26 protein-coding genes are annotated in these 26,208 nt (G+C 40.5%); 25 read left to right on the top strand and 1 reads right to left on the bottom strand.

The genetic code is table 11. The features are described from left to right. Positions 1-17: 17 nt before the first annotated feature. From H4075_RS02105 to H4075_RS02210, 22 genes are all read left to right on the top strand, one after another. Positions 18-764 (top strand): O-methyltransferase, encoded by a 747-nt coding sequence (locus H4075_RS02105; RefSeq protein WP_182803694.1) that lies wholly within the window; start codon positions 18-20, stop codon positions 762-764. A gap of 191 nt (positions 765-955) precedes the next feature. Next, positions 956-1,666 carry a hypothetical protein gene (locus tag H4075_RS02110; RefSeq protein ID WP_182803696.1) on the top strand — a complete coding sequence of 237 codons (711 nt, stop codon included), beginning with the start codon at positions 956-958 and terminating at the stop codon, positions 1,664-1,666. Between the two features lie 56 nt (positions 1,667-1,722). Next, the gene (locus tag H4075_RS02115) at positions 1,723-2,892 is read left to right on the top strand and encodes a glycosyltransferase family 4 protein (RefSeq protein ID WP_182803698.1); all 1,170 of its coding nucleotides are present in this window, start codon (positions 1,723-1,725) and stop codon (positions 2,890-2,892) included. A 72-nt stretch (positions 2,893-2,964) separates the two neighbouring features. After that, positions 2,965-4,122 (top strand): glycosyltransferase family 4 protein, encoded by a 1,158-nt coding sequence (locus H4075_RS02120; RefSeq protein ID WP_182803700.1) that lies wholly within the window; start codon positions 2,965-2,967, stop codon positions 4,120-4,122. Further along, positions 4,119-5,498 (top strand): hypothetical protein, encoded by a 1,380-nt coding sequence (locus H4075_RS02125; protein ID WP_182803702.1) that lies wholly within the window; start codon positions 4,119-4,121, stop codon positions 5,496-5,498. Before H4075_RS02120 ends, H4075_RS02125 begins: the two co-directional genes overlap by 4 nt. A gap of 80 nt (positions 5,499-5,578) precedes the next feature. Beyond that, positions 5,579-6,742, top strand: coding sequence for a glycosyltransferase family 4 protein (locus H4075_RS02130; protein ID WP_182803703.1), 1,164 nt, complete (start codon positions 5,579-5,581; stop codon positions 6,740-6,742). After that, positions 6,742-7,296: a WcaF family extracellular polysaccharide biosynthesis acetyltransferase gene (locus tag H4075_RS02135; RefSeq protein WP_182803705.1), complete on the top strand. Its 555-nt coding sequence runs from the start codon at positions 6,742-6,744 to the stop codon at positions 7,294-7,296. Before H4075_RS02130 ends, H4075_RS02135 begins: the two co-directional genes overlap by 1 nt. Next, positions 7,293-8,060, top strand: a complete 768-nt coding sequence (locus H4075_RS02140; RefSeq protein WP_182803707.1) for a glycosyltransferase family 2 protein — start codon at positions 7,293-7,295, stop codon at positions 8,058-8,060. The genes H4075_RS02135 and H4075_RS02140 overlap by 4 nt, the downstream gene beginning before the upstream one ends. 74 nt (positions 8,061-8,134) lie before the next feature. Further along, positions 8,135-9,247 (top strand): GDP-mannose 4,6-dehydratase, encoded by a 1,113-nt coding sequence (gene gmd / locus H4075_RS02145; protein WP_182803709.1) that lies wholly within the window; start codon positions 8,135-8,137, stop codon positions 9,245-9,247. Beyond that, positions 9,247-10,176: a GDP-L-fucose synthase gene (gene fcl, locus H4075_RS02150; RefSeq protein WP_182803710.1), complete on the top strand. Its 930-nt coding sequence runs from the start codon at positions 9,247-9,249 to the stop codon at positions 10,174-10,176. Before gmd ends, fcl begins: the two co-directional genes overlap by 1 nt. 79 nt (positions 10,177-10,255) lie before the next feature. Next, on the top strand, positions 10,256-11,008 hold the full coding sequence (locus H4075_RS02155; RefSeq protein WP_182803712.1) for a tyrosine-protein phosphatase: 753 nt from the start codon (positions 10,256-10,258) through the stop codon (positions 11,006-11,008). Positions 11,009-11,013: 5 nt separating this feature from the next. Continuing rightward, a complete protein-coding gene (locus H4075_RS02160) occupies positions 11,014-12,213 on the top strand; it encodes a glycosyltransferase (protein ID WP_182803714.1) in 1,200 nt (399 codons plus the stop codon). An 84-nt stretch (positions 12,214-12,297) separates the two neighbouring features. Further along, positions 12,298-13,182 carry a MerR family transcriptional regulator gene (locus tag H4075_RS02165; protein ID WP_182803716.1) on the top strand — a complete coding sequence of 295 codons (885 nt, stop codon included), beginning with the start codon at positions 12,298-12,300 and terminating at the stop codon, positions 13,180-13,182. A 166-nt stretch (positions 13,183-13,348) separates the two neighbouring features. Beyond that, the gene (locus tag H4075_RS02170) at positions 13,349-13,849 is read left to right on the top strand and encodes an RNA polymerase sigma factor (RefSeq protein ID WP_182803717.1); all 501 of its coding nucleotides are present in this window, start codon (positions 13,349-13,351) and stop codon (positions 13,847-13,849) included. An 11-nt stretch (positions 13,850-13,860) separates the two neighbouring features. After that, positions 13,861-15,351: a phytoene desaturase family protein gene (locus H4075_RS02175; RefSeq protein ID WP_182803719.1), complete on the top strand. Its 1,491-nt coding sequence runs from the start codon at positions 13,861-13,863 to the stop codon at positions 15,349-15,351. A gap of 4 nt (positions 15,352-15,355) precedes the next feature. Further along, positions 15,356-16,192: a phytoene/squalene synthase family protein gene (locus H4075_RS02180; RefSeq protein ID WP_182803721.1), complete on the top strand. Its 837-nt coding sequence runs from the start codon at positions 15,356-15,358 to the stop codon at positions 16,190-16,192. A 24-nt stretch (positions 16,193-16,216) separates the two neighbouring features. After that, positions 16,217-16,753 (top strand): isopentenyl-diphosphate Delta-isomerase, encoded by a 537-nt coding sequence (gene idi, locus H4075_RS02185; RefSeq protein WP_182803723.1) that lies wholly within the window; start codon positions 16,217-16,219, stop codon positions 16,751-16,753. Continuing rightward, positions 16,740-18,233, top strand: coding sequence for a 1-hydroxycarotenoid 3,4-desaturase CrtD (crtD, locus tag H4075_RS02190; RefSeq protein WP_182803725.1), 1,494 nt, complete (start codon positions 16,740-16,742; stop codon positions 18,231-18,233). The genes idi and crtD overlap by 14 nt, the downstream gene beginning before the upstream one ends. Beyond that, entirely contained in the window at positions 18,233-18,922 is a 690-nt protein-coding gene (locus H4075_RS02195; RefSeq protein ID WP_182803727.1) for a carotenoid biosynthesis protein, read from the top strand. The genes crtD and H4075_RS02195 overlap by 1 nt, the downstream gene beginning before the upstream one ends. Further along, the gene (locus H4075_RS02200; protein WP_182803728.1) at positions 18,919-19,401 is read left to right on the top strand and encodes a sterol desaturase family protein; all 483 of its coding nucleotides are present in this window, start codon (positions 18,919-18,921) and stop codon (positions 19,399-19,401) included. Before H4075_RS02195 ends, H4075_RS02200 begins: the two co-directional genes overlap by 4 nt. Before the next feature lie 91 nt (positions 19,402-19,492). Beyond that, complete coding sequence (locus tag H4075_RS02205; protein ID WP_182803730.1) at positions 19,493-20,206, top strand: lycopene cyclase domain-containing protein; 714 nt, start codon at positions 19,493-19,495, stop codon at positions 20,204-20,206. A 307-nt stretch (positions 20,207-20,513) separates the two neighbouring features. After that, on the top strand, positions 20,514-21,458 hold the full coding sequence (locus tag H4075_RS02210) for an SPFH domain-containing protein (RefSeq protein WP_182803732.1): 945 nt from the start codon (positions 20,514-20,516) through the stop codon (positions 21,456-21,458). A gap of 115 nt (positions 21,459-21,573) precedes the next feature. On the opposite strand, the gene H4075_RS02215 is transcribed toward H4075_RS02210, so the two are convergent. Next, positions 21,574-22,425, bottom strand: coding sequence for a DUF6089 family protein (locus tag H4075_RS02215; RefSeq protein WP_182803734.1), 852 nt, complete (start codon positions 22,423-22,425; stop codon positions 21,574-21,576). A 191-nt stretch (positions 22,426-22,616) separates the two neighbouring features. Between H4075_RS02215 and serC the strand changes: the two genes are divergently transcribed. From serC to H4075_RS02230, 3 genes are all read left to right on the top strand, one after another. Continuing rightward, positions 22,617-23,687 (top strand): 3-phosphoserine/phosphohydroxythreonine transaminase, encoded by a 1,071-nt coding sequence (gene serC / locus H4075_RS02220; RefSeq protein WP_182803736.1) that lies wholly within the window; start codon positions 22,617-22,619, stop codon positions 23,685-23,687. A gap of 76 nt (positions 23,688-23,763) precedes the next feature. Further along, positions 23,764-25,005, top strand: coding sequence for a DUF1015 domain-containing protein (locus tag H4075_RS02225; RefSeq protein ID WP_182803737.1), 1,242 nt, complete (start codon positions 23,764-23,766; stop codon positions 25,003-25,005). Between the two features lie 107 nt (positions 25,006-25,112). Then, positions 25,113-26,129 (top strand): tetratricopeptide repeat protein, encoded by a 1,017-nt coding sequence (locus H4075_RS02230; RefSeq protein WP_182803739.1) that lies wholly within the window; start codon positions 25,113-25,115, stop codon positions 26,127-26,129. The last annotated feature ends 79 nt before the right edge of the window (positions 26,130-26,208 follow it).

Consider the following 26,208-nt stretch of genomic DNA (forward strand, 5'->3'; position numbering starts at 1 on the left):
TTAATCATTAAACTTTCATGACAAACAGAAACATTCTAAGAGATTTTGTTGTTTACAGTATAACCTCAATCCGTTATTTGTTATTTAAGGGTTACCTGAACCTGTTTCTTCAAGATATGGCCAAATTCCAGCAATGGCGCATGTACCGTGTGTCATCGAAAGGAACGCTGGATTATCGAATACCCTGGTTGGTCTTCAGCAGCATTTCATTTCTCGAAAGCTGGGTAAAAAAAAATATGCAGGTATTTGAATATGGATCGGGAGGGTCCACATTATATTTTGCTGAAAAAACGGAACATGTGATTTCTGTTGAGCATGATAAGAGTTGGTATGATCACGCAAAAAAAGTAATTCTTGATCGGGGGGTTGGCAATATCCATTACACATTGCTTGAGCCACAACCCTTAACTGATTCTATGGAACGAAATTGTGCTGATCCTCAACAATACGTTTCCTGTTTCAAAGAATACAAAGGGTATGAATTTTCTGCCTATGCCAATGCGATTACGCATTATCCAGATGACTCATTCGATCTGGTAGTTATTGACGGAAGGGTGAGGCATTCCTGTATTGCACATGCCATGCAAAAAGTTAAAAAGAATGGTGCTTTGTTACTCGATAATGCTGACAGGGCGTATTATTTAAAACCTTTTCCTCAATTACACGAGCAGGATAAGTGGAAACTGGTAAATTTCATAGGCCATTTCCCTTACGGGCCAGCTTCAGTGGTTAATACAACCAAACTGTTCATTAAAATTGCGTGAAATTAAGATCAGAAATAAAACAAGACAGAAAGGCAAAAAATGGTTAATTGGTTAGTTGTTCTTCAATTAACATTAAGCGAAGCATCGGCACTATGATTAAATTCTCGATTATTATTCCCTTCCGACCAAAGTCTGAATCGGTCGACTGGGCTAACGAAAGCAGATTGTTAAAACAAACTTTAGCGTCTGTTTTGAAACAAGACTATGTACATTTCAAGGTATTTGTTTTATACACAGATTTTCCTTGTGATTTTATTGAACACCCTCAAGTTACGTATGTAGAGTTTCCGTTTGGGCATCAGTCCTATGATGAAATACCCATACGGGAAGAGCTGCGTATAAAGTTTAAATCAGAGAAAATGGTGGTACGCCGGTGGGATAAGGCACGAAAACTCACTTATGGGTCCAAATTAGCTAAGGAAGAGGGGTTTAATTATCTTATGGCACTTGATGCAGACGACCTTCTTTCGAGATATTTTTTTGCAAGACTCGCCGCTAATTCGGATAAAGGCGAATGCCCGGGATGGTATATGCACAAAGGGTATATCTATAAGCCAGGAACCAACTATTTAATGCTTGTGCCTAAATTGATGCGTTTTCTTAATGGCTCTACCCATGTTTTGCGTGCCGACCTTGTGCCAATACCAGATTTTCAATCTACTGACTGGCTTGATTACAGTTTGTTTACTGATCATGGCTGGATCAAGGACCGGCTAAAAACATATTTGAATATTGACCTCCAGCCAATTATGCAACCTATGTTGGTTTATGTAGTGCATGGTTCCAATATTTCAAAAGTAAATGCTAAAGAATACGGATTGTCTTTCAAAAACATCATCAAGCGTTTTTTAAGAGGCCGACTACTCACTCGTAAACGTAAAGAGGAGTTTGGCATTCACTGATTTTTTTTACCGTTTCTTTTTTCGGTTATACATGGCCGTAAAATAGTCTGAATTGAATGAAAAAGATCGCCATTATCACCACTCACCCTATTCAATATCATGCCCCGTTATTTCGTTTATTAACCGAACGTAAACGAATTGCTTTAAAAGTCTTTTATACCTGGGGGCAGTCGCAAGATGCTGTGTTTGATGTGCGATTTGGAATGAAACGTAGTTGGGATATTCCATTATTGGATGGATATGAATACGAGTTTGTAAAAAATATTTCTAAGCATCCGGATTCGAACAGGTTTTTTGGAGTCAGAAACCCGGGATTGATAAATCAACTGAAACAGGAGAAATTTGATGTGATAATAGTATATCGCTGGAGCCTCTTTAGTCATTTGCGTATCCTTCGTTCATTTGGTAGTGGCACAAAATTGTTTTTTCGAGGAGACTCGCATTTGCAAAAATCGGAGAAATGGTTTAAGAGACTATTGAAAACCATCCTGCTTCGGTATGTGTATAAGAAGGTAGATTATGCATTTTATGTAGGTGAACAGAATAGGGCCTATTATTTGCAAGTTGGACTAACTGAAAAACAGCTGCGTTATACACCTCATGCAATCGATAATGAGCGGTTTGCAATTGACGCAGACGAGTGGGAATTAAAAGCAAATATTGAACGAGCAGCGCTTTCCATTCCACAAAACAGTGTTGTTTTTCTCTATGCAGGTAAATTTTATGAAATAAAACAACTTGAGCTGTTGATCAATGCATTTCGACAATTGAAAGCTGATGATTACCGATTACTCCTTATAGGTAATGGTGAACAGGAAAAGCAATTGATTACATTGGCGGCTAATGATCATCGAATCCATTTTCAACCTTTTCGTAATCAAAGTGAAATGCCATTGGTTTATCGTATGGGTGACGTGTTTATTTTGCCCAGCAAAAGTGAAACATGGGGGCTTGCTGTAAACGAAGCAATGGCATGCGGAAGACCTGCTATTGTGAGTGATGCCTGTGGTTGTGCACCTGAATTAATCATTGAAGGGGAAACCGGTTTTGTTTTTCGAAGTGGCGATAGCAATGATCTTCTACAACAAATGATAAAATTCAGCAGTATTGCTGTTGCAAGAAGGCAAGGCAACAATGCATTGTTACATATTCAGCATTTTTCGTTAGAGCGGGTGGCAGAGGTAATTGAACAAGCGGTTTTGGAAACTACAACTCAAGAGAAGTAAAATTCAAAATGCAAGGCAGAAGCAATACAACAAGCAAAATCAAACAGCTTAATAAAAGTAAGTAAGACAGACATGAAAAGATTAGCGATAATCACGTCACATCCCATACAATATAATGCACCGCTGTTCCGATTGTTAACTGAACGTAAGAGAATTGCCATAAAAGTATTTTATACCTGGGGGCAAACTGAACAAGGCTTTGTTTATGATCCGGATTTTAAAAAGGAATTTAAATGGGATATTCCATTGCTGGAGGGTTATGAAGCAATTTTTGTAGAGAATATTTCTGTTCATCCCGGTGCCGGACATTTCACGGGTATTAAAAATAAAGATTTGATTCGTCAAATTGATCTTTATAATCCTGATGCTTTAATGGTTATTGGTTGGAGTTTTCAGAGTCATTTACAAGTTTTAAGGCATTATAAAGGAAGAACGAAAATTATTTTCAGAGGGGATTCTAATCTTTTAGATGAAGCACCCGGTTTTTCAATAAAGAAATCACTACGAAGACTGGTACTTAAGTGGGTGTTGATGCATATAGATGTTGCACTTTACACCGGAGAACATAACCGGCAGTATTACATTAAACACGGCGTGAAGCAGCACCAATTAGTATACGCACCGAATGCAGTTGAAAATCAGCGCTTCGCAGATGGAGATGCTGAAGCTATCATTAACGCAAAGGTCTGGAGAAGGGAATTGGGTATTCCGGAATCATCACTTGTATTTTTATTTGCGGGAAAGTTAGAATCAAAAAAGGATCCCTTGCTATTAATTAACGCTTTTAAGTCCCTGCCGCAGATAGATATACGTTTACTGCTGGTGGGTAACGGAGTTCTTGAAAAAGATGCAAAGCAGCTGGCTGCGAATGATAACAGAATACTGTTTTTAGATTTTCAAAACCAGCAGCAAATGCCCATTGTTTACCGTTTGGGCGATGTTTTTGTGTTGCCTTCTAAGGGGCCCGGCGAAACTTGGGGATTAAGTGTAAATGAAGCAATGGCCTGTGGGCGAGCAGTGATTGTGAGTGATAAATGCGGATGTGCTGCAGACGTTGTTTGTGGCAACGGAATTGTTTTTGAAGCAGAAAATAAGCAAGATTTACAGCGAGCATTGCTTTATTTTGCAGAGAACAGCATTGCAACTTCTATACTGGGAAATAAAAGTTCCCAGGTAATAAAGCAGTTTTCACATGAACAAGTGGCTACAGCCATTGAACAATCTATATGAATTTAAACAAAGTTGTTTTTGCGTTGATCGCTTTTCTTACCGCTGCATTTTTTACTACGGTTGATAAAATGCGTATGGAAGAGATCATGGCCATTGGTCTCTTTGTTTATTTTCTTCTCGATTTTATTGATTCTATCGGTAAGAATTACAACATTCTTGATATACCAATTCTGCTTGCTCTGTTTCAATGTATGTTGATGCCGATTGTTGTGTATCATATTTATAATGATGATACGCTAGTGATAGCGTTAAAGTATGATATGGGTATAACAGCAGAACGCTATTATGGGTTTATGTTTCCCGCTATTGTGATGATGATTATTGGCATGAAATTACCTCCTCTATTACAGGTTTCTTATCAACAAAAATTTCTTCAAGCCATACATTCGGTAAAGCATTACCTGGTTGGTAAAGGCAATATGGGTGTTCTACTCATAGTAATTGGTATAGTGGCTAATGTGATGCGTGATTTTATCGGTGGGTCTATGCAATACATTGCCTACCTCATCAGTATGTTATTATATGTTGGGGTTTTGTACACTTACTTTTCTGATCACAAGCAACGTTTCTGGTACCTGGTGTCAGGTGCTGTGGTCATATTTTTACAGGCTCTTCGAAAAGGGGTGTTTGGCGAACTCGTTTATGTCTTATTGCTCGCAGGACTCTTGATGCTCCTTGGTAAAAAAATCAGCAATCTTCAAAAATACGGGCTTGCCTTCGTTGGTTTTTTTGCAATACTAATACTCCAGAGCGTAAAGGCAGATTACCGGGCTATTACCTGGAGGGGGCAAGGCAACCAAGAGCAAAGTAATACAGGAGCGTTCGTAACGCTTATAGCCGACAGGATTGCCGAGCCCGGCCGTTTTTTTGATCTTGACCTGATGTTCCCTACAGTTAACAGGTTTAACCAAGGAATGATCGTTGCAAAAGTATTGGATCATGTACCAAACCGTGCTCCTTACGCTGAAGGGGAAACCATCTTTAAATCACTTGCGGCAACGTTTGTCCCCAGATTATTGTGGCCTGATAAACCAATGTCGGGCGGACATGAGAATATGTTGCGTTTTACTGGTTTCGTAATAGAGGGGTACAGTATGAATATCAGCCCGATGGGGGAAGCATATGGTAACTATGGTGTAGAAGGAGGGATTTTTTTTATGCTGTTTTATGGATTATTGTTCTCGCTCCTGATTGTGGTACTGATGAATTATGTCAAGAAACGACCAACCATTATTTTGTGGTTTCCTATATTATTTCTTAACTCTATACAAATAGAAACTGATATTTTGATGTGCCTTAATTCCCTGATTAAGAACATGATTTTTGTGGCTGTTGTTTTTTGGGCTGCAGACCGTTTTCTTCGTTTAAAACTTTAGGAGAAAAATCCAAGGCATAACGACAAAATACAGGACAGAAACAGAAGAAATCAAGTTTGAAAGATTAATTCCAATATTTTTTGAAGCAACGCATCCTCATTTTTTACGATCATTTTTATCCATCTTACAAAGCAGGCGGTCCCACACAATCACTGGTAAATCTAGTACGGGAGCTTTATGAGGTGTATGATTTTTATGTGGTGTGCAAACCACATGAAATGGGCGATGTTGCTTTGCTGGAAAATATCATAGCAGATCATTGGAATAATTGGGAGGGGAAAGCAAACGTGTTTTACTGGCAATACGGTTGGTCAAAAAAAAGGGTATTGCAAAAACTGATACAGGATATTTCTCCTGATGTGATTTATGTGAATGGCCTGTATTCGCTTTATTTCAATTTTTTGCCGCTTTATTATGCAAAGCAATTAAAAAGTAAACGTAAGGCACTTAACATTGTTCTTTCCACAAGAGGTATGCTGCATCCCGGCGCCTTATCACAAAAAGCCGGTAAGAAAAAAATCTACCTGGCCTTATTTCGGATGTTAAGTATTCACAGAATAGTGACATGGCATGCAACGGATGATAATGAACGGAATTTTATAAAAATGACCATGGGTGAGAAGATGCATGTAAATGTTGCTGCAAATTTTCCAAACCTTCAGTCGATGAGCGGCAGCCCGGATAAGCAGCCCGGAAAGTTGTTGTTAGGTACCATTGCATTGATCAGTCCGATGAAAAATCACCTGGAAGTTTTACGGGCATTGAGTCAGGTGAGTACAATTATTGAATGGCATATTTTCGGCCCAGTGAAAGATGATGTATACTGGAGTAATTGTCAAGCAATGATTCGTCAATTACCCCCTAATATAAAGGTGTTTTATCATGGTGAACTTCCGCCGCATTTACTTGCAAAGGCAATGGAACGATTTCAAGTATTTATTATGCCGAGCAAGAGTGAGAATTTTGGACATGCCATTGTTGAAGCATTGAGTGCAGGGAAGCCTGTGATTACAACAACTACCACGCCCTTTGCTGATCTTGATTTATTTGGTTGTGGCTTTGCCTTACAACCAGAAAAATTATCAGAAGGTTTGCAGGAATCAATTGGTAAGTTTGCCGCCATGAATGAAAGCGAATTCAGCAATGCTGTATCGGCAACTCAAAAATATATTGATCAGAAGATCGAAAAAGTAAGTTTAAAAAAAGCGTATTATTCTCTTTTTAATAATAGTGTGCATCAGTAATGAATACACGTCTGGATAAATATGATAATAGCTGGTATGATCCGGGTCGATCTGCAATCGTTCGCTTTGCATGGTTTTTTATAAGTGTGTTATTTGTTCAATGCAGTTGGAATCCTTTGGCATCATTACGAATATTTTTACTTCGATTGTTCGGAGCTAAAATCGGAAATGACGTCACTATCAAGCCCGGGGTTTATATCAAATATCCCTGGCTGTTAACAATCGGCAACTCTGTATGGATCGGGGAGAATGTCTGGATCGATAATCTTGCGCCTGTAACAATAGCTGATCATGTTTGCATTTCACAAGGTGCTTACTTGCTGACAGGTAATCATGATTATACCAAATCAACTTTTGATTTAATGGTGAAGCCGATTGAATTAAAAGAAGGTGTATGGATAGGAGCAAAATCAATCGTATGTCCCGGGGTTACCTGTCAATCTCATTCCGTTTTATCTGTTGGTTCAGTTGCACGATTTGAATTGGCTGCTTACAAAATTTACAGCGGTAATCCTGCAGTAGAAGTCAAAGAAAGGGTTATAAAGTCTTCATGAAAGTATCCATCATCACCGTTGTTTATAACCGGGCCGCAACCATTGAACGGGCCATTCGTTCTGTGCTCAATCAATCGTACACTAACATCGAGTATGTGATCGTTGACGGCCATTCGAATGATGGAACAATGGCTGTGGTTGATCAATACAGAGATAAGATCGCAACCGTTATTTCTGAGAAGGACCATGGTATGTATGATGCATTGAATAAAGGCATCAAAGCAGCCACCGGTGATATCGTTGGTATTCTGCATGCAGATGATGAGTTTACCAATGAAACGATCATTCAGCAGATCGTTGAGAAATTTGAGAGTAACCCGGTGATCGATGCGATCTATGGTGATGTAGGGTTTGTGCAACCTGGCCAGGAACATAAGATCATACGTTATTATTCTTCGGCTATCTTCAGAACCAACCTGTTCAAATTTGGTTTTATGCCGGCGCATCCAACGTTCTTCTGTTACCGCCGCTTCTATGAACAATTTGGTTACTACCGTACTGATTTGGAAATTGCAGCCGATTTTGATCTGCTCTTACGTTTTTTACGAAAGCACCAGTTGTTTACCGTGTACATTCCTGAAATGCTGGTGCGGATGAATATGGGAGGCAAGAGTACAAACGGCATCAGCAGTACCATCAAGATCAACAAAGAATTGAAGCTGATACTTTCTGAACACAAATTACCATCGAGTTACATACGGTTGTACTCAAGATATTTTATTAAAGTGAGCGAGTTTTTGAGGAAAGGCAAGGCTAAGAGGTAAAAGAGGAAAGAAGGAAAAGAGTTTAAGTAGAAAAGTAAAACATTACGACTATTATAAATCACGAATAGCAATCAATGAAAAAAGCATTAATTACAGGTATTACAGGACAGGATGGTGCATACCTTTCTGATCTTTTGTTGAAGAAAGGTTATGAAGTACATGGTATCAAACGCAGAACATCTTTGTTCAATACTGATCGTATCGATCATTTGTACGAAGATCCGCATATCAACAACCGGCATTTTGTGTTGCATTATGGTGATTTGACCGACAGCACCAATCTCATCCGTATTATACAGGAAGTGCAGCCGGATGAAATTTACAACCTCGGTGCCATGAGTCATGTAAAAGTGAGTTTTGATATTCCGGAATACACTGCTAATACCGATGCCGTTGGCACACTTCGTATTTTAGAAGCCGTACGTTTACTTGGCTTAACGGAGAAGACAAGAATTTACCAGGCATCAACTTCTGAATTATATGGATTGGTACAGGAAGTTCCGCAAAGTGAACGCACGCCTTTCTATCCCCGTTCACCTTATGCTGTTGCAAAAATGTATGGCTTCTGGATCACAGTGAATTATCGTGAAGCCTACAACATGTACGCATGTAATGGTATTCTCTTCAATCATGAATCACCTTTGCGTGGTGAAACATTCGTCACAAGAAAGATCACCCGTGCCGTTGCAAAAATTGCATTAGGTATGCAGGATAAATTGTGGCTTGGTAATCTTAATGCACAGCGTGACTGGGGCCATGCAAAAGATTATGTGGAAGCCATGTGGCTGATGTTGCAACAAGATACGCCTGAAGATTTTGTTATTGCTACCGGTGTAACAACTCCTGTTCGTGAGTTTGTGCGTTTGGCATTTGCTGAAGTAGGCATCGAAATTGAATTTAAAGGTGAGGGCGTTGAAGAGAAGGGAATTGTGAAAAGTTGTTCGAATGCTGACTATCAATTAAACATTGGTACGGAAGTAGTAGCTGTTGATCCAAGGTATTTCCGTCCAACAGAAGTAGAATTGTTGATCGGTGATCCAACAAAAGCAAATACAAAGTTGGGTTGGAAACCAAAATACGATCTTAATGGTTTGGTGCAGGAGATGGTAGCGGCCGATCTTGATATCTTCAAGCGTGAAAAATTATTGCACGAAAGTGGTTATAAGATCAAAAATCAATTTGAATAATGGAGAAGAAAGATAAAATATTTGTAGCCGGTCATCGTGGTATGGTTGGTTCAGCTATTGTGCGTAAGCTGCAGCAGGAAGGGTTTGACAATTTAGTCGTACGTACTTCTGCAGAACTTGATCTGCGTAACCAGGAGTCGGTTGATGTGTTCTTTAAAGAATACAAACCCGATTATGTGTTTATGGCAGCAGCAAAAGTAGGTGGCATTGTTGCCAACAATACTTACCGTGCTGAGTTTTTATATGATAACCTGATGATCCAGAATAATGTGATCCATTCATCTTACAAACACAGCGTATCAAAATTGTTATTCCTTGGTTCATCCTGCATTTATCCAAAATTTGCAGAACAACCTATCAAGGAAGAATACCTTCTTACAGGAACGTTAGAGCAAACAAATGAACCATACGCAATAGCAAAAATTGCCGGTTTGAAATTGTGTGAAGCATACCGCAGCCAGTACGGCAGTAATTTTATTTCGGCCATGCCTACGAATCTGTATGGTCCGAATGATAATTATGATCTGCAGAATTCGCATGTATTACCTGCCCTGCTTCGCAAAATGATTGTAGCGAAACGCACCCAACAACCTGCTGTTGAAATCTGGGGTTCGGGTACGCCACGACGTGAGTTTTTGCATGTGGATGATTTGGCAGATGCCTGTTTCTTTTTAATGCAGGAGTATGATGGAACGGAGTGGATGAATATTGGTGTGGGTGAAGATGTGTCGATTAAAGAACTGGCAGAACTCATTAAAGATATTGTTGGTTATGAAGGTGAATTGCAGTTCAATACATCAAAACCCGATGGTACACCACGTAAGCTGCTGGATGTTTCCAAACTGCAGAACCGTGGCTGGAAAGCAAAGATCGGGTTGCGGGAAGGAATTCAGCATGTGTATGAAGAAGTAAAGTCGTTACCTTTTTAAGGAAAGAAGATCCAAAGAACAAAAGCCAAAATCCAAAAAAGAAAAGGCTGAAGGAAACGAGTAAGTAGTACGAAGAAGTATGTTTGGTTTATTTAAAAAGAAGAAAGAAGAACAACCTGTTAGCCTGGCGATCGATTACAGTGCGTTGGGGATTGATATGCATTCGCATCTCCTTCCCGGTATTGATGATGGATCGCCTGATGCTGCAACTTCTGTGAGCTACATAAAAAAAATGATGGAGCTGGGTTATCGTAAGTTCATTACAACACCCCATATTTACCCCGACCTGTATCCAAACAACAGGGAAACAATTACAGCAGCACTGCAGATATTAAAAGCGAAGCTGAAAGAAGAGCAGATTGATGTGGAAGTACATGCGGCTGCAGAATATTTCATTGATGATCTCTTTGCTGATCGTTTGAATAATGATGAACAACTGCTCACTCTGCACAAAAATTTTGTGTTGGTGGAGATTTCGTTCATGCAGGCGCCTTCCGATCTGAAGAATGTATTGTTCGACTTAATTGTAAAGGGTTATCAACCTGTGCTGGCACATCCTGAGCGGTATAATTATTATCATTCACGCAAAGAAGTATATCATCGCTTTAAGGATCAGGGTTGCCTGTTGCAGGTAAATCTTCTTTCGTTAAGCGGCTATTATGGAAAGGGTGTGCAGGAAGCAGCACACTACCTTGTAGATCAAAAACTGGTTGATCTTATCGGTACAGATCTTCATCACGAACGCCATCTTGAAGCCATGCAACATCCGCTGTTAATGGCCGATGTGCAAAAAGCTTTGGACACAAATCATCTTCTCAACGCTACCCTTTAACCTGTTTGAACAAGCCACGATTATTAATTATTCTTAACCGTTTAGCTATTGGTGGTCCTGCATTTAATGTTATCAGCGGTGCCGCAGCATTAAGTAATGAGTTTGAAATTCTGTTGCTTGCAGGCGCTCCTGACGCTGATGAACAGGCGGCTGATTATTTACTTGAGCAATACAAAGGGTTCCAATTTCAGAAAATTAATTCGCTAAAACGTTCTGTATTGCCGGGAACAGATTGGCGTGCGTATAAAGACATCACACAGGCGATCAAAAAATTCAAACCACAAATTGTACATACGCATGGCGCCAAGCCTGGTGTACTTGGAAGGCTTGCGGCATATCGTTTACAAGTGCCGGTTATTGTTCATACGTTTCATGGCCATGTGTTCCATTCCTATTTTTCAGGCTTCACATCTAAAATTATTATTCGTATTGAACAATGGCTTGCCGGTTTTTCATCAGCCATCATTGCCATCAGTGAAACGTTGAAGGATGAACTGGCAAATAAATACAACATCGCATCAGCCAATAACATAAAACTTATCAGGCTTGGTATTGATACAACGCAGTTTTGTGATGAAGACGGAAGCAAACGAACTAGCTTCAGAAATGAATTCAATTTATCGAATGATACCATCGCCATCGGTATCGTTGGCCGATTAGTGCCTGTAAAAAATCATCGTCTCTTTATTGAGACAGCAGCACAGGTTTTAAAAGTGAAAGAAAGTAATCATAAACTTCAGTTTTTTATTGTGGGTGATGGAACCGGCCGGACCTCCTTACAGCAACTCATCAGTTCAAAGCAACTGAAATTTGCACATGCAGGTTCAGCTGAAGAAGGCAATGCACACTTCATATTCACATCGTGGCGAAAAGATATGGATGCAGTGTATGCCGGTCTGGACATCATCATGCTTACTTCCTTAAATGAGGGAACACCTGTATCCATCATGGAAGCAATGGCAGCAGGCAAGCCTGTACTCTCAACAAATGTGGGGGGCATATCTGAATTGATCAGCAGCGGCGAAACCGGTTTACTGGCTTCAACCGAACATGAACTGGTAGCCGGCTTGTCATCACTTATTGCGAACGCCTGGCTACGTGAACAGCTTTCTGCTGCAGCCGCAAAAGATGCTGCCCGGTTTTCCAAGTCGGCGGAGTTGGCGGCATTGTCCTCACTTTATCATTCACTGCCTGGTTCTGCCTGATTTTGGGCCATTTCAGGCAACAATATTGTTCTTTCCTGAACTTTTTTGATTTGGATTTGTAGTTTGCAGGGAGAGTAAATCAAGATGAACAAGTTTACCATCAAAGACCTAGAAAATTTAAGTGGCATTAAAGCCCACACGATCCGTATTTGGGAGCAACGTTATTCGTTCCTCAAACCACAACGTACGGCTACGAATATCCGCTATTACAGCAACCTTGAATTGAAGATGTTGCTGAATATCTCATTACTCAATAAATACGGGTTTAAGATCTCACATATCAACCGTATGAGTAATGACGAGTTGCGTGAAAAAACGCTTACACTCACGAGTGCTGAGGCACAGCAGGAGCGGATTGTAAATGAACTCATCCAGCACATGGTTGATGTGGAACTGGATGGATTTGAAAAAGTGCTTGATCAGTACATTCAGTTAAGAGGCGTTGAAAAAACCATCACTTATATCATCTTTCCTTTTTTGGAACGAATTGGTATACTGTGGCTCACTGATCATATTAATCCTGCTCAGGAGCACCTCATCACAAATATCATCAGGCAAAAGCTGATCGTGGGTATTGACAATGCAATTACTCCACTTTCACTTAAAACAAAAATGCTTCTTTTCTTACCTGAGAATGAGCATCATGAACTTGGCTTACTATTTCTTCAGTATATGCTTAAGAGCCGTGGAGTGAAAGTAATTTACCTCGGGGCAAATGTTCCGGTTAAAGACCTGGAGTATATTGTTGAGTTGAAGAAACCTGATTTCGTTTATACCCACCTCACAACAGTGATCAAGGAATTTAATTTCGATAAATTCATTAATAACCTGAAAATCCGGTTGCCTCATCAGCAGATCATCATTTCAGGTCTGATGGCCCAAACTTTTCAGAAAAAACCGATCCCTTCCAACTTCCGTTTTCTGAAGTCGTTTTCTGAAGTAAACGAATTCCTTGGCAGTTTGACATAATCTAAACAACAGAATTTATACGTAGATCCCTCCATACAGGAGGGATTTTTTTGTAACTGCCTGAACCAATGCTGTTTAACTTTTCATGTATAATTCTTAAACAAAAATTTGGCAGACTCATGATTGTTTGTTTAACTTTACGGTATAAATAATTAAACAGAATGTTATGTCAACTGTAGAATTCAACCAAATGCTTTTGAACAACACTGATTTCCTGAAGCCCTTTGCGTTTACGCTCACAAGGGATAATGAGACAGCTAAGGATTTGTTGCAGGAGACCATGTACCGGGCTTTATCAAACCGGGAAAAATATAATGTGGGCACAAATGTTAAGGCATGGTTGTACACCATTATGCGTAACATTTTTATCAATAATTATCGCAGAAAGGTGAAGCAGAATACCATTTTTGACTCCACACCAAACGATTTTTTTATCGATTACCAGCAGGCTACAGTGTCAAATGATGCTGAATCTGCTTTAAAGATGAAAGAGATACAGGCTGCTGTTCACCAGCTTCCCGATATTTTCAAAAGCCCCTTCATGCTGTATTTTGAAGGGTTCAAATACCACGAGATCGCACATGTTCTCAATGAGCCTTTAGGAACAATCAAGAGCCGTATTCATTTTGCACGTAAATTGTTGAAGGAACAGATCAGCAGAAATTAAATCTTCACAACTTGGCTCAACAAGCAATCGTTATTGGCAGCGGCTTTGCCGGCATGTCTGTGGCTACTTTTCTTGCACATGCAGGATGGGATGTTACTGTATTAGAAAAGCATGATCAACCGGGGGGCAGGGCACGCCAACTGAAGGCTGATGGGTTTACATTTGATATGGGCCCGAGTTGGTACTGGATGCCCGATGTGTTTGAACACTACTTCAACCAGTTTGGAAAAAAAGTAAGCGATTATTACGAGTTGAAAAGACTCGACCCTTCTTATCGCATCTATTATCCTAATGAGATTATTGATATTCCTGCAGATTATGATGGAATGAAGGCCTTGTTCGAAACGATTGAACCTGGCGCAGGCAAGAGGCTCGATCAGTTTATGGATGAAGCAGCCTATAAATATGAAGTTGGAATAAATAAACTCGTGTACAAACCCGGGTTATCAATAACAGAGTTTGCAGACATGGAACTTGTGAAGGGCATTTTTAAGTTAGATGTCTTTGCCTCTATGAAAACGCATGTTCGAAAATATTTTTCTGATCCACGCTTGCGTGAGCTGATGGAATTTCCCGTTCTTTTCTTAGGCGCTTTGCCCGAAAAAATTCCAGCTCTTTACAGTCTCATGAATTATGCTGATGTAAAACTGGGAACATGGTATCCGATGGGTGGCATGCACGAGATCGTTAAAGCAATGCATCAACTGGCCGAAGAAAAAGGGGTAAAATTCTTATTCAACCATAATGTTGAAAGCATCAGCATCGCCGGTGAAGAAGCAACCGGGGTTGTGGCAAACGATACCTATTTTGAAGCTGATGTGGTGATCAGTGGGGCAGACTATCATTTTACTGATACAAAATTGTTACACCATCACGAGCAGTCATATTCAGAAGCATACTGGGAGAACAGAGTAATGGCGCCTTCTTGTTTATTGTATTATGTCGGGATCAACAAACGGCTGACCAATGTGCCGCATCACAGTCTGTTCTTCGATACAGATTTTGAACAGCACGGGAAAGAGATTTATGATGATCCGAAATGGCCATCTGATCCGTTGTTTTATGTGAGCGCAACAACTGTTACCGATCCATCAGGTGCACCGTCAGGTTGCGAAAACCTTTTCTTCCTTATTCCTGTCGCATCGGGTTTAACTGGGGATACTGAGGAAATAAGAGAACAATATTTCCAGCAAATTATTCATCGTTTTGAGCAGCGGATCGGTGAACCAATTCTTGATTCCATTGTTTATAAAAAGTCATACTCTGTAAGCGATTTCGTATCGGATTACAACGCATTCAGGGGAAATGCTTACGGATTGGCAAATACCTTGATGCAAACGGCTATTTTAAAACCAACTTGCCGCAGCAGAAAAGTAGCCAACTTGTATTATACAGGTCAATTAACAGTGCCCGGGCCGGGAGTGCCGCCAAGCCTGATCAGTGGAGAAGTGGTGGCCAAACTGGTAAATAAACAATTCGCAAAAAAAAAGCAACACAGTTGAGCTTATGATGCATGTTTTTCATGAAGTATCTCAGTTATGCAGTCGCAACACTACGGAGCGATACAGTACTTCGTTTTCATCAGCCATCCGTCTGTTGCACCAGGATTTACGTCAGCCGATCTATAATATTTACGGGCTGGTACGTTTTGCTGATGAGATCGTTGATACATTTCATGAGCACGATAAAGCCACACTTATCAAAGATTTTCGCCAGCAAACCTTTGAAGCTATTGAACGTGGCATCAGTTTAAACCCTATTCTCCATAGTTTTCAACTCACGGTTAACCAGTATGCTATTGATCATGAATTGATCCATGCTTTTTTCAACAGTATGGAAATGGATCTTGAAAGAACACAATACAATCACAAAACCTATAATGATTATATCTACGGCAGTGCAGAAGTTGTGGGGCTGATGTGCCTGTATGTTTTTCTTGAAGGTGATAAAGTGCAGTACGAAAAACTGAAACCATCTGCCCGTTCGTTAGGAGCAGCATTTCAGAAAGTGAATTTTCTTCGTGATGTGAAAGCGGATTATAACCAACTCGACCGAACTTATTTTCCCGGTCTCGATTTTTCGAATTTTACCGAGCGGCAAAAAAGGGAAATTGAAGAAGATATCCAGAAAGATTTTGATGATGCTTACGAAGGCATCATGCAACTTCCTTCCAAAGCACGTTTTGGCGTGTACGTAGCCTATAAATATTATCTCTCACTTTTCCGTAAGATCAAACGACTGCAGCCCGCCACCATCATGCATGAGCGGGTGCGTATCCCCGATTATCACAAGGTGATGATCCTGTTAAGAGCCGGTGTTCGCAACCAGCTTAACATTATGTAATTTCTAATCACTTATTTTTGACGGATGCAGGAAGTAATTCTCGTAAACGAGTTGGATGAAGCTATTGGTTCCATGGAAAAAATGGAGGCGCATGAAAAGGCATTGCTTCACCGTGCGTTCAGTGTATTCCTGTTCAATAAAAAAGGAGAGATGCTGCTGCAAAAAAGAGCAGCATCAAAATACCACAGTCCTTCGTTATGGACCAACGCCTGCTGCAGTCATCCTATGCCCGAAGAAGAAACTAAAAAAGCGGCACTTCGCCGGCTGGAAGAAGAATTAGGATTTACTACTTCCATCAACAAAGCATTTCACTTTACTTATAAAGCAGTTTTTGATAATGGATTAACAGAACATGAATTTGACCATGTATTTGTTGGCGAGTATGAAGGTGAGATGCAATTGAATAACGAAGAGGTAAGTGAAGTGTGCTATAAACAAATGGCAGATATAAAAGCTGAAATAGAGCATAGCGCAGGTGATTATACTGAATGGTTCAAGATCGCTTTTCCTTTACTGGAAGAATGGTTACAACAAAACAAATCCACTCATGCAACGGCTTAAAGCAGTTGTGATCGGCAGCGGTGTTGCTGGTTTAGCGGGTGCTATCCGTCTCGCTGTAATGGGTTATGAAGTAGATGTGTTTGAACGCAATGCTTATGCGGGTGGTAAACTTTCTTTTTTTGAAAAAGATGGTTTTTTGTTTGATGCCGGGCCATCATTATTTACCCAGCCACAAAATATTGAAGAACTGTTTGCTTTTGCAGGTGAGCCGATCGAAGATTATTTTCAGTACCGCAAAGTTGATCTTTCCTGCAACTATTTTTTTGAGAATGGCAAACGTGTAAAAGCATGGACTGATGCTGAGCGCTTGGCTGATGAACTGCACATGCAACTGGGAGAAGACAAAGCCGCTGTGCTGAACTATCTCCGAAAAAGCGAAACGCTCTACAATAATATCGGCAGTGTATTTCTAAATCATTCGCTCCATAAAAGGAAAACCTGGTTTAACAAATCAATTTTAAAGGCATTGCAAACAGTTCGTCTGCCGCATTTAACAGGCACCTTGCATGGCTTTAATCAATCAGCATTTAAAAAGCCTGAAACCATTCAGTTGTTTGATCGCTTCGCTACTTATAATGGCAGCAATCCTTATCAAACACCGGGTATGATGAGTTTGATTCCTCATCTTGAATTAAACGAAGGAACATTTTATCCGGAAGGTGGAATGATCAGCATCACGAATGCGTTGGTAAAACTGGCAGAGAAGAAAGGCGTTCGTTTTCATTTCAATTCGGCAGTGCAACGTATTATACAATTCCAGGGAGAAGCGAAAGGCGTAGTGGTGAATGATGAAAATGTTTTTGCTGATGTGGTCTTGAGCAATGCAGATATTTATTTCACCTATCATCAATTGCTTGCCGATCCTGTTCAAACTAACAATGTACTGAAACAGGAACGCAGTTGCAGCGGCATGATCTTTTACTGGGGGATGAAGAGGGAGTTTCCCGAACTGCATTTGCACAATATCTTCTTCAGTAAAAATTATGCTGCAGAGTTTAATACATTGTTTCAACAGAAACGCTTGTACAACGATCCGACAGTTTATGTTAACATCACTTCTAAAATGGAAGAAGGACTTGCGCCGAAAGGAAAGGAGAATTGGTTCCTGCTTATTAATGCACCATCAAATGTTGGTCAGAATTGGGAGCAGATGCGGATACAGTTGCGCCAACAGGTAATTGATAAACTCAGTCGCTCGCTGCAAACAGATATTGCATCGGCTATTGAAACAGAAGAGTATCTTGATCCTATTCGTATTGAAGAGCGCACGGGTTCATTTATGGGTTCACTATACGGAACCAGCAGTAACAGTAAGATGGCGGCGTTTCTTCGTCATCCCAACTTTACCAATAAAATCGAAGGGTTGTATTTCTGTGGTGGCAGTGTGCATCCCGGTGGCGGCATTCCGCTTTGTTTCAAGAGTGCTAAAATTGCAACAGAACTTATTCATCAGGATCAAACAAAACATGCTTATCATTAATGCTGCAACAATACAGTAAACAACAGATCGCTACCGCAATTGCCGTGTTATTTCACAGCATTGGATTGGCTGGTATTTTGTTTTACGACGCAGCTTTGTTTGCTTCGCTCACGCCAATGAATTTGTTGCTATCTGCCGGTTTACTCATCTACACACAAAAAGAAAAAAACAGTCACTTCTTTTTATTTGTTGCGGTTTGTTATGTGGTTGGTTACCTGGTTGAATATCTCGGAGTCAATCATCAGTTATTGTTTGGTGAGTACCGTTACCTGCCGGCAATGGGTTGGCAATGGAAAAATGTTCCGCTGGTAATTGGTGTTAACTGGTTTATTATGATGTATTGCTGTGGAGTGACCATTCAACATTTCCTCAACTTTATGTGGAATAAACTGAAAGATGAAGATGAGCCACGCCGTGCCAATGTTGGCTTCTTTGCAATCATCATTGACGGTGCTTTACTCGCCACTTTTTTCGATTGGATCATGGAGCCAATTGCAGTGAAGTTGGGCTACTGGCAATGGCTGGGTGATGGATCGATACCCATGTTTAATTACGCCTGTTGGTTCGTTATCAGTGCATTGCTGATGCTTCTGTTCAGGCTTTTATCTTTTCCTAAACAAAACCAATTCGCCGTAAATTTGTTATTGATCCAGTTCATGTTCTTTTTAATCTTACGCACCGTATTATGAGTTTGATTTTATACATATTGCTGGCATTTGTTGTGTTTTTTTCCATGGAAGGAATCACGTGGCTAACGCATCGTTTTGTGATGCATGGTTTTTTATGGTACCTGCACGAAGATCATCATCAGCCACGTGGCCGTTTCTTTGAAAAGAACGATGCGTTCTTCCTCATCTTTGCTATTCCAAGCTGGTTGTGCATTATGCTTGGTTTAATGAATCAGGTGTATTGGGTGGTGAGTATTGGTGCAGGCATTGCCATGTATGGAGCAGCTTATTTTATTGTACACGATATTATCATTCACCAACGCTTCAAAATTTTCAGCCGCTGGAATAGTACCTATGTGCGTGCAATTCGTTGGGCGCATAAAATGCACCACAAGCATATGGATAAAGAAGATGGTGAAAGTTTTGGAATGCTCTTCGTGCACAAAAAATATTGGGAAAAGGTGAGGAAGGAAAAACAACTGAATCCAAACATTAAGTAAGGGTTGGATAGGTATGCCATATCTCAGGCATACGGATGAAATACTATGAACCCGGTGTAGATATGGCATACCTAAAACAATTCAACTAAATTTGAACTATCATTACACTTACTTTTTAATTCTTGCAGCTTCATTGGCAGGACCATTGTTGTTGAGCTTCGATAAAAAAGTGGCGTTCTATAAAAAGTGGAAATATCTTTTTCCGGCAATGCTGTTGCCGGCTTTGTTTTTTTTAGTGTGGGACGAATTTAAAACGAAAGCCGGTGTGTGGAGTTTCAGCGATGACTATATTACGGGAATTAAATTATCCTCTCTTCCGTTAGAAGAAGTACTGTTTTTTTTTGTTGTGCCTTATTGCTGCGTGTTTATTTATGAATGTATTGTTTGTTATTTCCCATCGGTAAAGCAAAAAAACCGGGGAAGACCTGTATTGATGATGATGGGTGTTTTGTTTCTTATTGCAGCAACACTCACTTACGGCAAGGCTTACACGTTTTATACTTCTTTGTTTAATGCATTGTTTATTGCTGCGTTATTCCTTTTTCAGAAATGGTTCAGAGGGTTCAATGCAACTGCTTTTCTTATTTCTTATTTAGTGGTAGTGATACCATTCCTGATCGTCAACGGTTTGCTCACGGGTATTCCCGTGGTGTTGTATAACGATACAGAAAATCTCGGCTTTCGTATTTTCTCCTTTCTTCCCTGGCCGCTGAACAATATTCCCGTCGAAGATATCTTCTATGGTATGCTGCTTATCTTAATGAACGTGGCGTTATTCGAACGGCTGCGTACGAAAGCGGCATAACTGATTTGCAGTATTGTTGCTAAAATAATTTCACCAGCAAGTCAATTGCATTTCACCGAACGTTGTAATTTTGCTCTATAAAATACTGTTCTATACAGTCAGCATGAACAACGCCTCATTTCGGATCTTAGCTTTACTCTTACACATCTTAGCTTCTCTTCTCATTTTATTTTATGTGCTCGACTTTGATTTGTCGGGAGGCTGGATCAGGTTTTTCCTGTTCATAGCACTTTGCATGGTATTGCTTGTGTTGTTGATTACCCACTTTGTTTCATTCATCCGTTTTTTTAAAACCAAATCATAAATTATGATCTCCTTAATTGTGTTCGTTCTTGCCGTGATCGTTGCAGGATTGTTTTTCGGTATCCTCAAAAAATCGACTTATGTAAATGAAGACGGACGCTTCAAGCCCGTTTCTCTCGTTCGTGTGGTAGCAGTTGTTCTTATCGCATTTGTTACGGTTGCCATCAATCCCATTAATGTTGAGCGGATCGATGCGGGTCATGTTGGTATTAAAGTAAGTAACGTAGGTGATAATCGTGGAGTTGGTCGTACGGAGTATGTAACAGGCTGGGTGTTTTACAATTCATGGATCTCCCGTATTTATGAATTCCCCATTCACCAGCAGCATATCGATTACGAAGCTGCTGATATTGTAACCAAAGGTGGTTTCCGTGCAACCATCAAACCTTCATTCAACTATTCTATCAACGCCGGAAATGTGGCGGATATGTTTCAAAACCTGCGTGTTGGTGTAAATGAAATGGAGCAAGGCTGGTTGAAGAATGCAATTGTTGGTTCAGTGAATGATGTTGCTAACCGTTACACAGTTGATTCTATTTTCAATCACCGTGAAGAATTTGAATCGGATATTGTGAAAGAGTGTAATAAGCGTGTGGCAAAGTGGTTCAACGTATCACAATTGCGTACCAACATTGTTCCGCCTGCTGAAATTTCTGAATCGATCGTTGCAAAAACAAGAGCTATCCAGGAAGTGCAGGTGGCAGAGAACAGAAGACAGGTTGCGGTAGCAGAAGCTGAAAGGAAAATTGCAGAAGCAAGAGGTGACTCAGCACAAGCAGTTATCCAGGCTGCCGGTCGTGCTGAAGCGATCAAGAGAGAACAGTTGTCGTTAACGTCACTCTACATCGATTATATCAAAGTGCAAAAATGGAGCGGACAGGTGCCAACAACAGTAGCAGGTGGTAACAGCAGCTTTTTAATTCAGTTGCCGAAAGATGGGAAAGAGTAATTAAGATGTAAGTAGAAAAGTAAACAGGTATAAAAAATGCGGAGTGATTAGCTCCGCATTTTTTTATGTCATGTATTCATCAATATCATCATTCAACTCATTTCATCAACGTTTATCAGCCTTTCTGCCTTACTCCGGGGCAACCAACTTTCTTATCTTTCTTAAACGATGCTAAACCTGATGTTCGTTTGTACCAATCAACAAAAGGTCGCCATGTAACAGTGAGTTGTACAAAATAATAAGCGTCTTTATTTTTTTCGCTTCCACGTAAACTGCCGCCTGCTGGATAAGTGCCGTTACCACGATAAGCAAGATCAACTGCAGTTTGTCCTCTTGCGGCCAGCAACGTTGCCTGATCAACGTACTTCGAACTCACATCATCAATATAATCAGTGAATGTTTTGCGATAGCCTAATTCCAAACCAACACGCAAGTCTTCCGTCAATAAATACTCAGCACCAATACCAAACGGAATAGAGAACTGAGTTGATTTGTACACTTTCTTTCCGGGAAGAAAACCTTGTCCCTCGGTGCTCAGCGGTTGCAGAAAAACTTTTGTTCCGTTATTATCAGCAGTAAACGGTTTAATGCGATACAACGCACCGCCGGCAAAAACATACGGCGTCCACCATTTATAATTCAGGTTGAAAATATTGTATTGCGCACCCAGTTCCCATTCAAACAATTTGGTTTGAAAACTGAGATTACGACTTTGCAATGATGTGCTTTTGCTTTTCGCATCTGCCGCACGCAACGTACCAAAACTCAAATGTGTTCGTGCAAGCAAATGTTCCGTCAAATCATAACGGGCACCAATACTGCCAACAAATTTTGATTGGTTAAAGGTAAAACCCCTTTGTTGAAGATCACCCTGGTAATTGGCTAACCCACCACGAAAGGATAAGTGAAAGTCCTGTGCAATCAGTACAAATGGAGAAAAACAAAACAAGAAGATGAGTTTTTTCATAAATCGATCATTGGATTGAGGTCTAAAGATAGCATCCAAAGCAAAAACGTAAAAAAGAACGGGAAAGTATGATCAGGGTTGACAACCTTTCATTCGTCTGCTTTTGGTTTATCAATTTACATAAAGGTTGTCAACCCTTTCCTTGGCCTCCTAACAATTGTTCCTTTCAAATGATTTAAATTCGCAGCCTTATGATGCATAATTTCAACGCAGGTCCTTCTGTGTTACCGAAAGAAGTTTTTCAGCAAGCAAGTGAAGCCATTCTGAATTTCAATAACAGTGGCTTATCCATTCTTGAAATTGGTCACCGCACACCGTTGTTTGAAGATGTGATGAATGAAGCACGATCATTGGTGAAAGAATTAATGCAACTGGATGATGATCATGAAGTGCTCTTTTTGCATGGAGGTGCCACCACCCAGTTCATGCAAGTGCCCATGAACCTGCTCAACGAACAGGATGTGGCTGCATATACTGAAACAGGAACATGGGCCGGTAAAGCCATTAAGGAAGCGAAGCTGTTCGGTCATGTAGAGATCGTTGGTTCATCGAAAGATACCAATTACACTACCATGCCGCATGACCTGGCAGTGCCAGGTACCGCAGCTTATTTACACATCACCACGAACGAAACTATTGCCGGTACGCAATGGCACCATATGCCTTATGATTGTGGTGTACCTATTGTGGCTGATATGAGTAGTGATATCCTGAGTCGTGTACTTGACTTCAACAAATTCGATCTTATTTATGCCGGTGCACAAAAGAACATGGGTGCGGCTGGTGTAAATCTCGTGATCGTTAATAAAAACATTCTTGGTAAAGTCAACCGCAGCATACCGACTATTCTCGATTACCGCAATCATATCAAAGAAGGCAGTATGCTCAATACGCCACCTGTGTTTGCAGTGTATGTGGCCATGCTCACACTCCGCTGGTTAAAGGCACAGGGTGGAGTTGCAGCCATTGAGGCGATCAATAACAAGAAAGCTGAAGTGTTGTACAACGCATTGGAAGCAATTCCTTTCATCAAGCTGCCGATAGCAAAAGAGGACAGGAGTAAGATGAACGTAGTATTTACGATGGATGATCCGCAGAAAGAAGCAATTTTCATGCAATTATGTAAAGAAAACGGTATGTATGGAGTGAAAGGGCACCGCAGTGTGGGAGGTTTCCGTATTAGTCTGTACAATGCACTTACCATGAGCAGTGTTGAAGCAATGTTGAGTTTGTTAAATGAGTTTGCACAGAAGAACGGGTAAGTACAGGCGGCGGATTTATCTGTTAGCCACCTAAAAAATCCTTTTCTTTGCAGCCGGTTAGTAAGTATAAAAATCTATGGCTATAATCGTTCCGTTCAAGGCGCTGCGTCCGCAGGCCCAGTTCGCTAAGCAGGTGGCAGCACGTCCTTACGATGTGCTTAACAGTAAAGAGGCAAAGGAAGAAGCGCAAGGCAATCCTTATTCATTTTTGCATATCACCAAACCGGAGATCGATCTTCCTGAAGAGACAGATCATTACGCTCCGGAAGTGTATCTAAAAGCAAAAGATAATCTCGCTGCATTTATGCAACGTGATGTGTTGTTTCGTGAAAGCAAACCCTGCTATTACATTTATCGTTTGATCATGAATGGCCGCAGCCAAACAGGTTTGGTATGTGGCAGTGCAGTGGTGGATTATGAAAATGATGTGATCAAGAAACACGAGTTCACCCGACCTGAAAAAGAGAACGATCGTATCAATCATATCAAAATCAGCGGTGCACAAACAGGTAATGTATTTTTAGCATACCGTGATGTGCAGGAGTTGAATGATCTCATTGCAAAATGGCAGGAAGATAAAAGTCCTATTTACGATTTTACTGCTGATGATGATATTCAGCATACCATTTGGGTAGTGAATGATGATGCCACGATCAAAACCATCAGCAGCATTTTTGAACAACAGGTGCCGCAAACTTATATTGCCGATGGTCACCATCGTGCAGCATCAGCAGCAAAAGTGCGTGCGGCATTGTGGGATGCAGCAACGGAAGAAAGCGATTATTTCTTAACAACTTTGTTTCCTGCAAGTGAACTGCAGATCCTCGATTATAACCGTGTGGTAAAAGATCTCAACGGTTTATCTGCTGAAGAACTTATTGAAAAGATCAAAGCTGATTTCGATGTAAAGTTGGTTGGTTCGGAAGCAGTAAAACCTTCGCAACTGCACACATTTGGAATGTATCTCGATGGCAAATGGTATCAACTCACTGCCAAAGAAGGAACCTATAAAACAGACCCGATTGGTGTACTGGATGTAACCATTCTTTCAGATAACATTTTAGATAAACATCTTGGTATTAAAGACCAGCGTACTGACAAACGCATCGATTTTGTTGGCGGTATTCGTGGGTTAGGTGAATTGCAAAAACGTGTTGACAGCGGTGAAATGAAAGTTGCTTTCAGTCTTTATCCTGTTACCATGGATCAGCTGTTTGATATTGCCGACAGCGGTAATGTAATGCCACCAAAGAGCACCTGGTTTGAACCAAAGTTGAGAGACGGGCTGCTTACGCATCTTATTTACAACGAATCATAATAAAAACCGAATATCAGGGAGGCGATTCAAACAATCGCCTCTTTTGATTTATTTTTGAAGCTGGTACGCTATTTGGCAGCTAGGTATTGGAAAATATTAATGAACACATGAAAAAACTTCTGAACTTAATTTGTTTTCTTACGATTGGTATTGCGTCTTTCGCCCAGGATCCTGATGCTTCACAACTCCATGAAACGGCCAAGCAGTTTATGCGGGGCGGCGATTGGACTAATGCCGTGTTGGTCTTGAATAAGGCGTTGGCAAAAGATCCGCAAAATATTTCTATTCAAAAAGACATTGCACTTACTTACTATTATCAACGTGATTTTGCAAAAGCAAGAGAAACAGTAAAACCTTTGGTTGAACGTGAAGATGCTGATGTGCCTACCTACCAGATTGCAGGTAATATTTACAAAGCATTAGCTGAACGCAAGGATGCTGAGAAGATGTACAAAAAAGCGCTGAAGAAATATCCCAACAGTGGTCCTTTGTATGCTGAGTATGGTGAATTGTTGTGGATGATGAATGAAAACTTCACCAGCATTGAGCAATGGGAACTCGGTATTAAAAGTGATCCCGGTTATGCAGGCAACTATTATTTTGCTGCACGTTATTATTATTTCACCACCGATAAAGTGTGGGCATTGGTATATGGTGAAATTTTTGTGAACATGGAAAGCTATACCAGTCGTACAGCCGAAGTAAAAAATCTGTTGCTTGATAGTTATAAAAAATTCTTTGTGATTGATCCAAAAGCAAAACCTGCAAAACAGGATAATGATTTTACAAAAGCATTCACTGCCGTTATGAACCAGAACAGCAGCGTGATCAACAGCGGTATTACAACTGAATCGCTCACCATGCTGCGTACACGTTTTCTGCTCGACTGGAATAAAGATTATGCGGCAAAATTTCCCTTCCGTTTGTTTGATCACCAAAAACAATTGCTGCAGGAAGGTATGTTTGAGGCATACAACCAATGGATCTTTGAAGCAGCAGGAGACTTAGCCAAATACGAAAGCTGGACAAAACTCAATACCGAACAATACAATGAGTTTACCCGTTTCCAGAAATCAAAACTATTTAAAGTGCCGGCCGGGCAATATTATAAAAGCACAAATTAACTGATGAAATCCTCCGCACCACGGAGGATTTTTTATAAAGGGTTGCCAACCTTCATGCTACAGAAAAAATGAAATGGGC

The organism is Lacibacter sediminis, assembly GCF_014168535.1.
Classification (GTDB): Bacteria; Bacteroidota; Bacteroidia; order Chitinophagales; family Chitinophagaceae; genus Lacibacter; species Lacibacter sediminis.

Bases quoted from the DNA above. Each gene is read 5' to 3' on its own strand.
- H4075_RS02155 (WP_182803712.1), top strand. From the start codon at position 10,256: ATGTTTGGTTTATTTAAAAAGAAGAAAGAAGAACAACCTGTTAGCCTG.
- H4075_RS02105 (WP_182803694.1), top strand. From the start codon at position 18: ATGACAAACAGAAACATTCTAAGAGATTTTGTTGTTTACAGTATAACC.
- H4075_RS02230 (WP_182803739.1), top strand. From the start codon at position 25,113: ATGAAAAAACTTCTGAACTTAATTTGTTTTCTTACGATTGGTATTGCG.
- H4075_RS02210 (WP_182803732.1), top strand. From the start codon at position 20,514: ATGATCTCCTTAATTGTGTTCGTTCTTGCCGTGATCGTTGCAGGATTG.
- H4075_RS02180 (WP_182803721.1), top strand. From the start codon at position 15,356: ATGATGCATGTTTTTCATGAAGTATCTCAGTTATGCAGTCGCAACACT.
- H4075_RS02215 (WP_182803734.1), bottom strand. From the start codon at position 22,425: ATGAAAAAACTCATCTTCTTGTTTTGTTTTTCTCCATTTGTACTGATT.
- H4075_RS02140 (WP_182803707.1), top strand. From the start codon at position 7,293: ATGAAAGTATCCATCATCACCGTTGTTTATAACCGGGCCGCAACCATT.
- H4075_RS02125 (WP_182803702.1), top strand. From the start codon at position 4,119: ATGAATTTAAACAAAGTTGTTTTTGCGTTGATCGCTTTTCTTACCGCT.
- H4075_RS02115 (WP_182803698.1), top strand. From the start codon at position 1,723: ATGAAAAAGATCGCCATTATCACCACTCACCCTATTCAATATCATGCC.
- H4075_RS02200 (WP_182803728.1), top strand. From the start codon at position 18,919: ATGAGTTTGATTTTATACATATTGCTGGCATTTGTTGTGTTTTTTTCC.
- H4075_RS02225 (WP_182803737.1), top strand. From the start codon at position 23,764: ATGGCTATAATCGTTCCGTTCAAGGCGCTGCGTCCGCAGGCCCAGTTC.
- H4075_RS02195 (WP_182803727.1), top strand. From the start codon at position 18,233: ATGCTGCAACAATACAGTAAACAACAGATCGCTACCGCAATTGCCGTG.
- gmd (WP_182803709.1), top strand. From the start codon at position 8,135: ATGAAAAAAGCATTAATTACAGGTATTACAGGACAGGATGGTGCATAC.
- fcl (WP_182803710.1), top strand. From the start codon at position 9,247: ATGGAGAAGAAAGATAAAATATTTGTAGCCGGTCATCGTGGTATGGTT.
- idi (WP_182803723.1), top strand. From the start codon at position 16,217: ATGCAGGAAGTAATTCTCGTAAACGAGTTGGATGAAGCTATTGGTTCC.
- H4075_RS02120 (WP_182803700.1), top strand. From the start codon at position 2,965: ATGAAAAGATTAGCGATAATCACGTCACATCCCATACAATATAATGCA.
- H4075_RS02165 (WP_182803716.1), top strand. From the start codon at position 12,298: ATGAACAAGTTTACCATCAAAGACCTAGAAAATTTAAGTGGCATTAAA.
- serC (WP_182803736.1), top strand. From the start codon at position 22,617: ATGATGCATAATTTCAACGCAGGTCCTTCTGTGTTACCGAAAGAAGTT.
- H4075_RS02135 (WP_182803705.1), top strand. From the start codon at position 6,742: ATGAATACACGTCTGGATAAATATGATAATAGCTGGTATGATCCGGGT.
- H4075_RS02170 (WP_182803717.1), top strand. From the start codon at position 13,349: ATGTCAACTGTAGAATTCAACCAAATGCTTTTGAACAACACTGATTTC.
- crtD (WP_182803725.1), top strand. From the start codon at position 16,740: ATGCAACGGCTTAAAGCAGTTGTGATCGGCAGCGGTGTTGCTGGTTTA.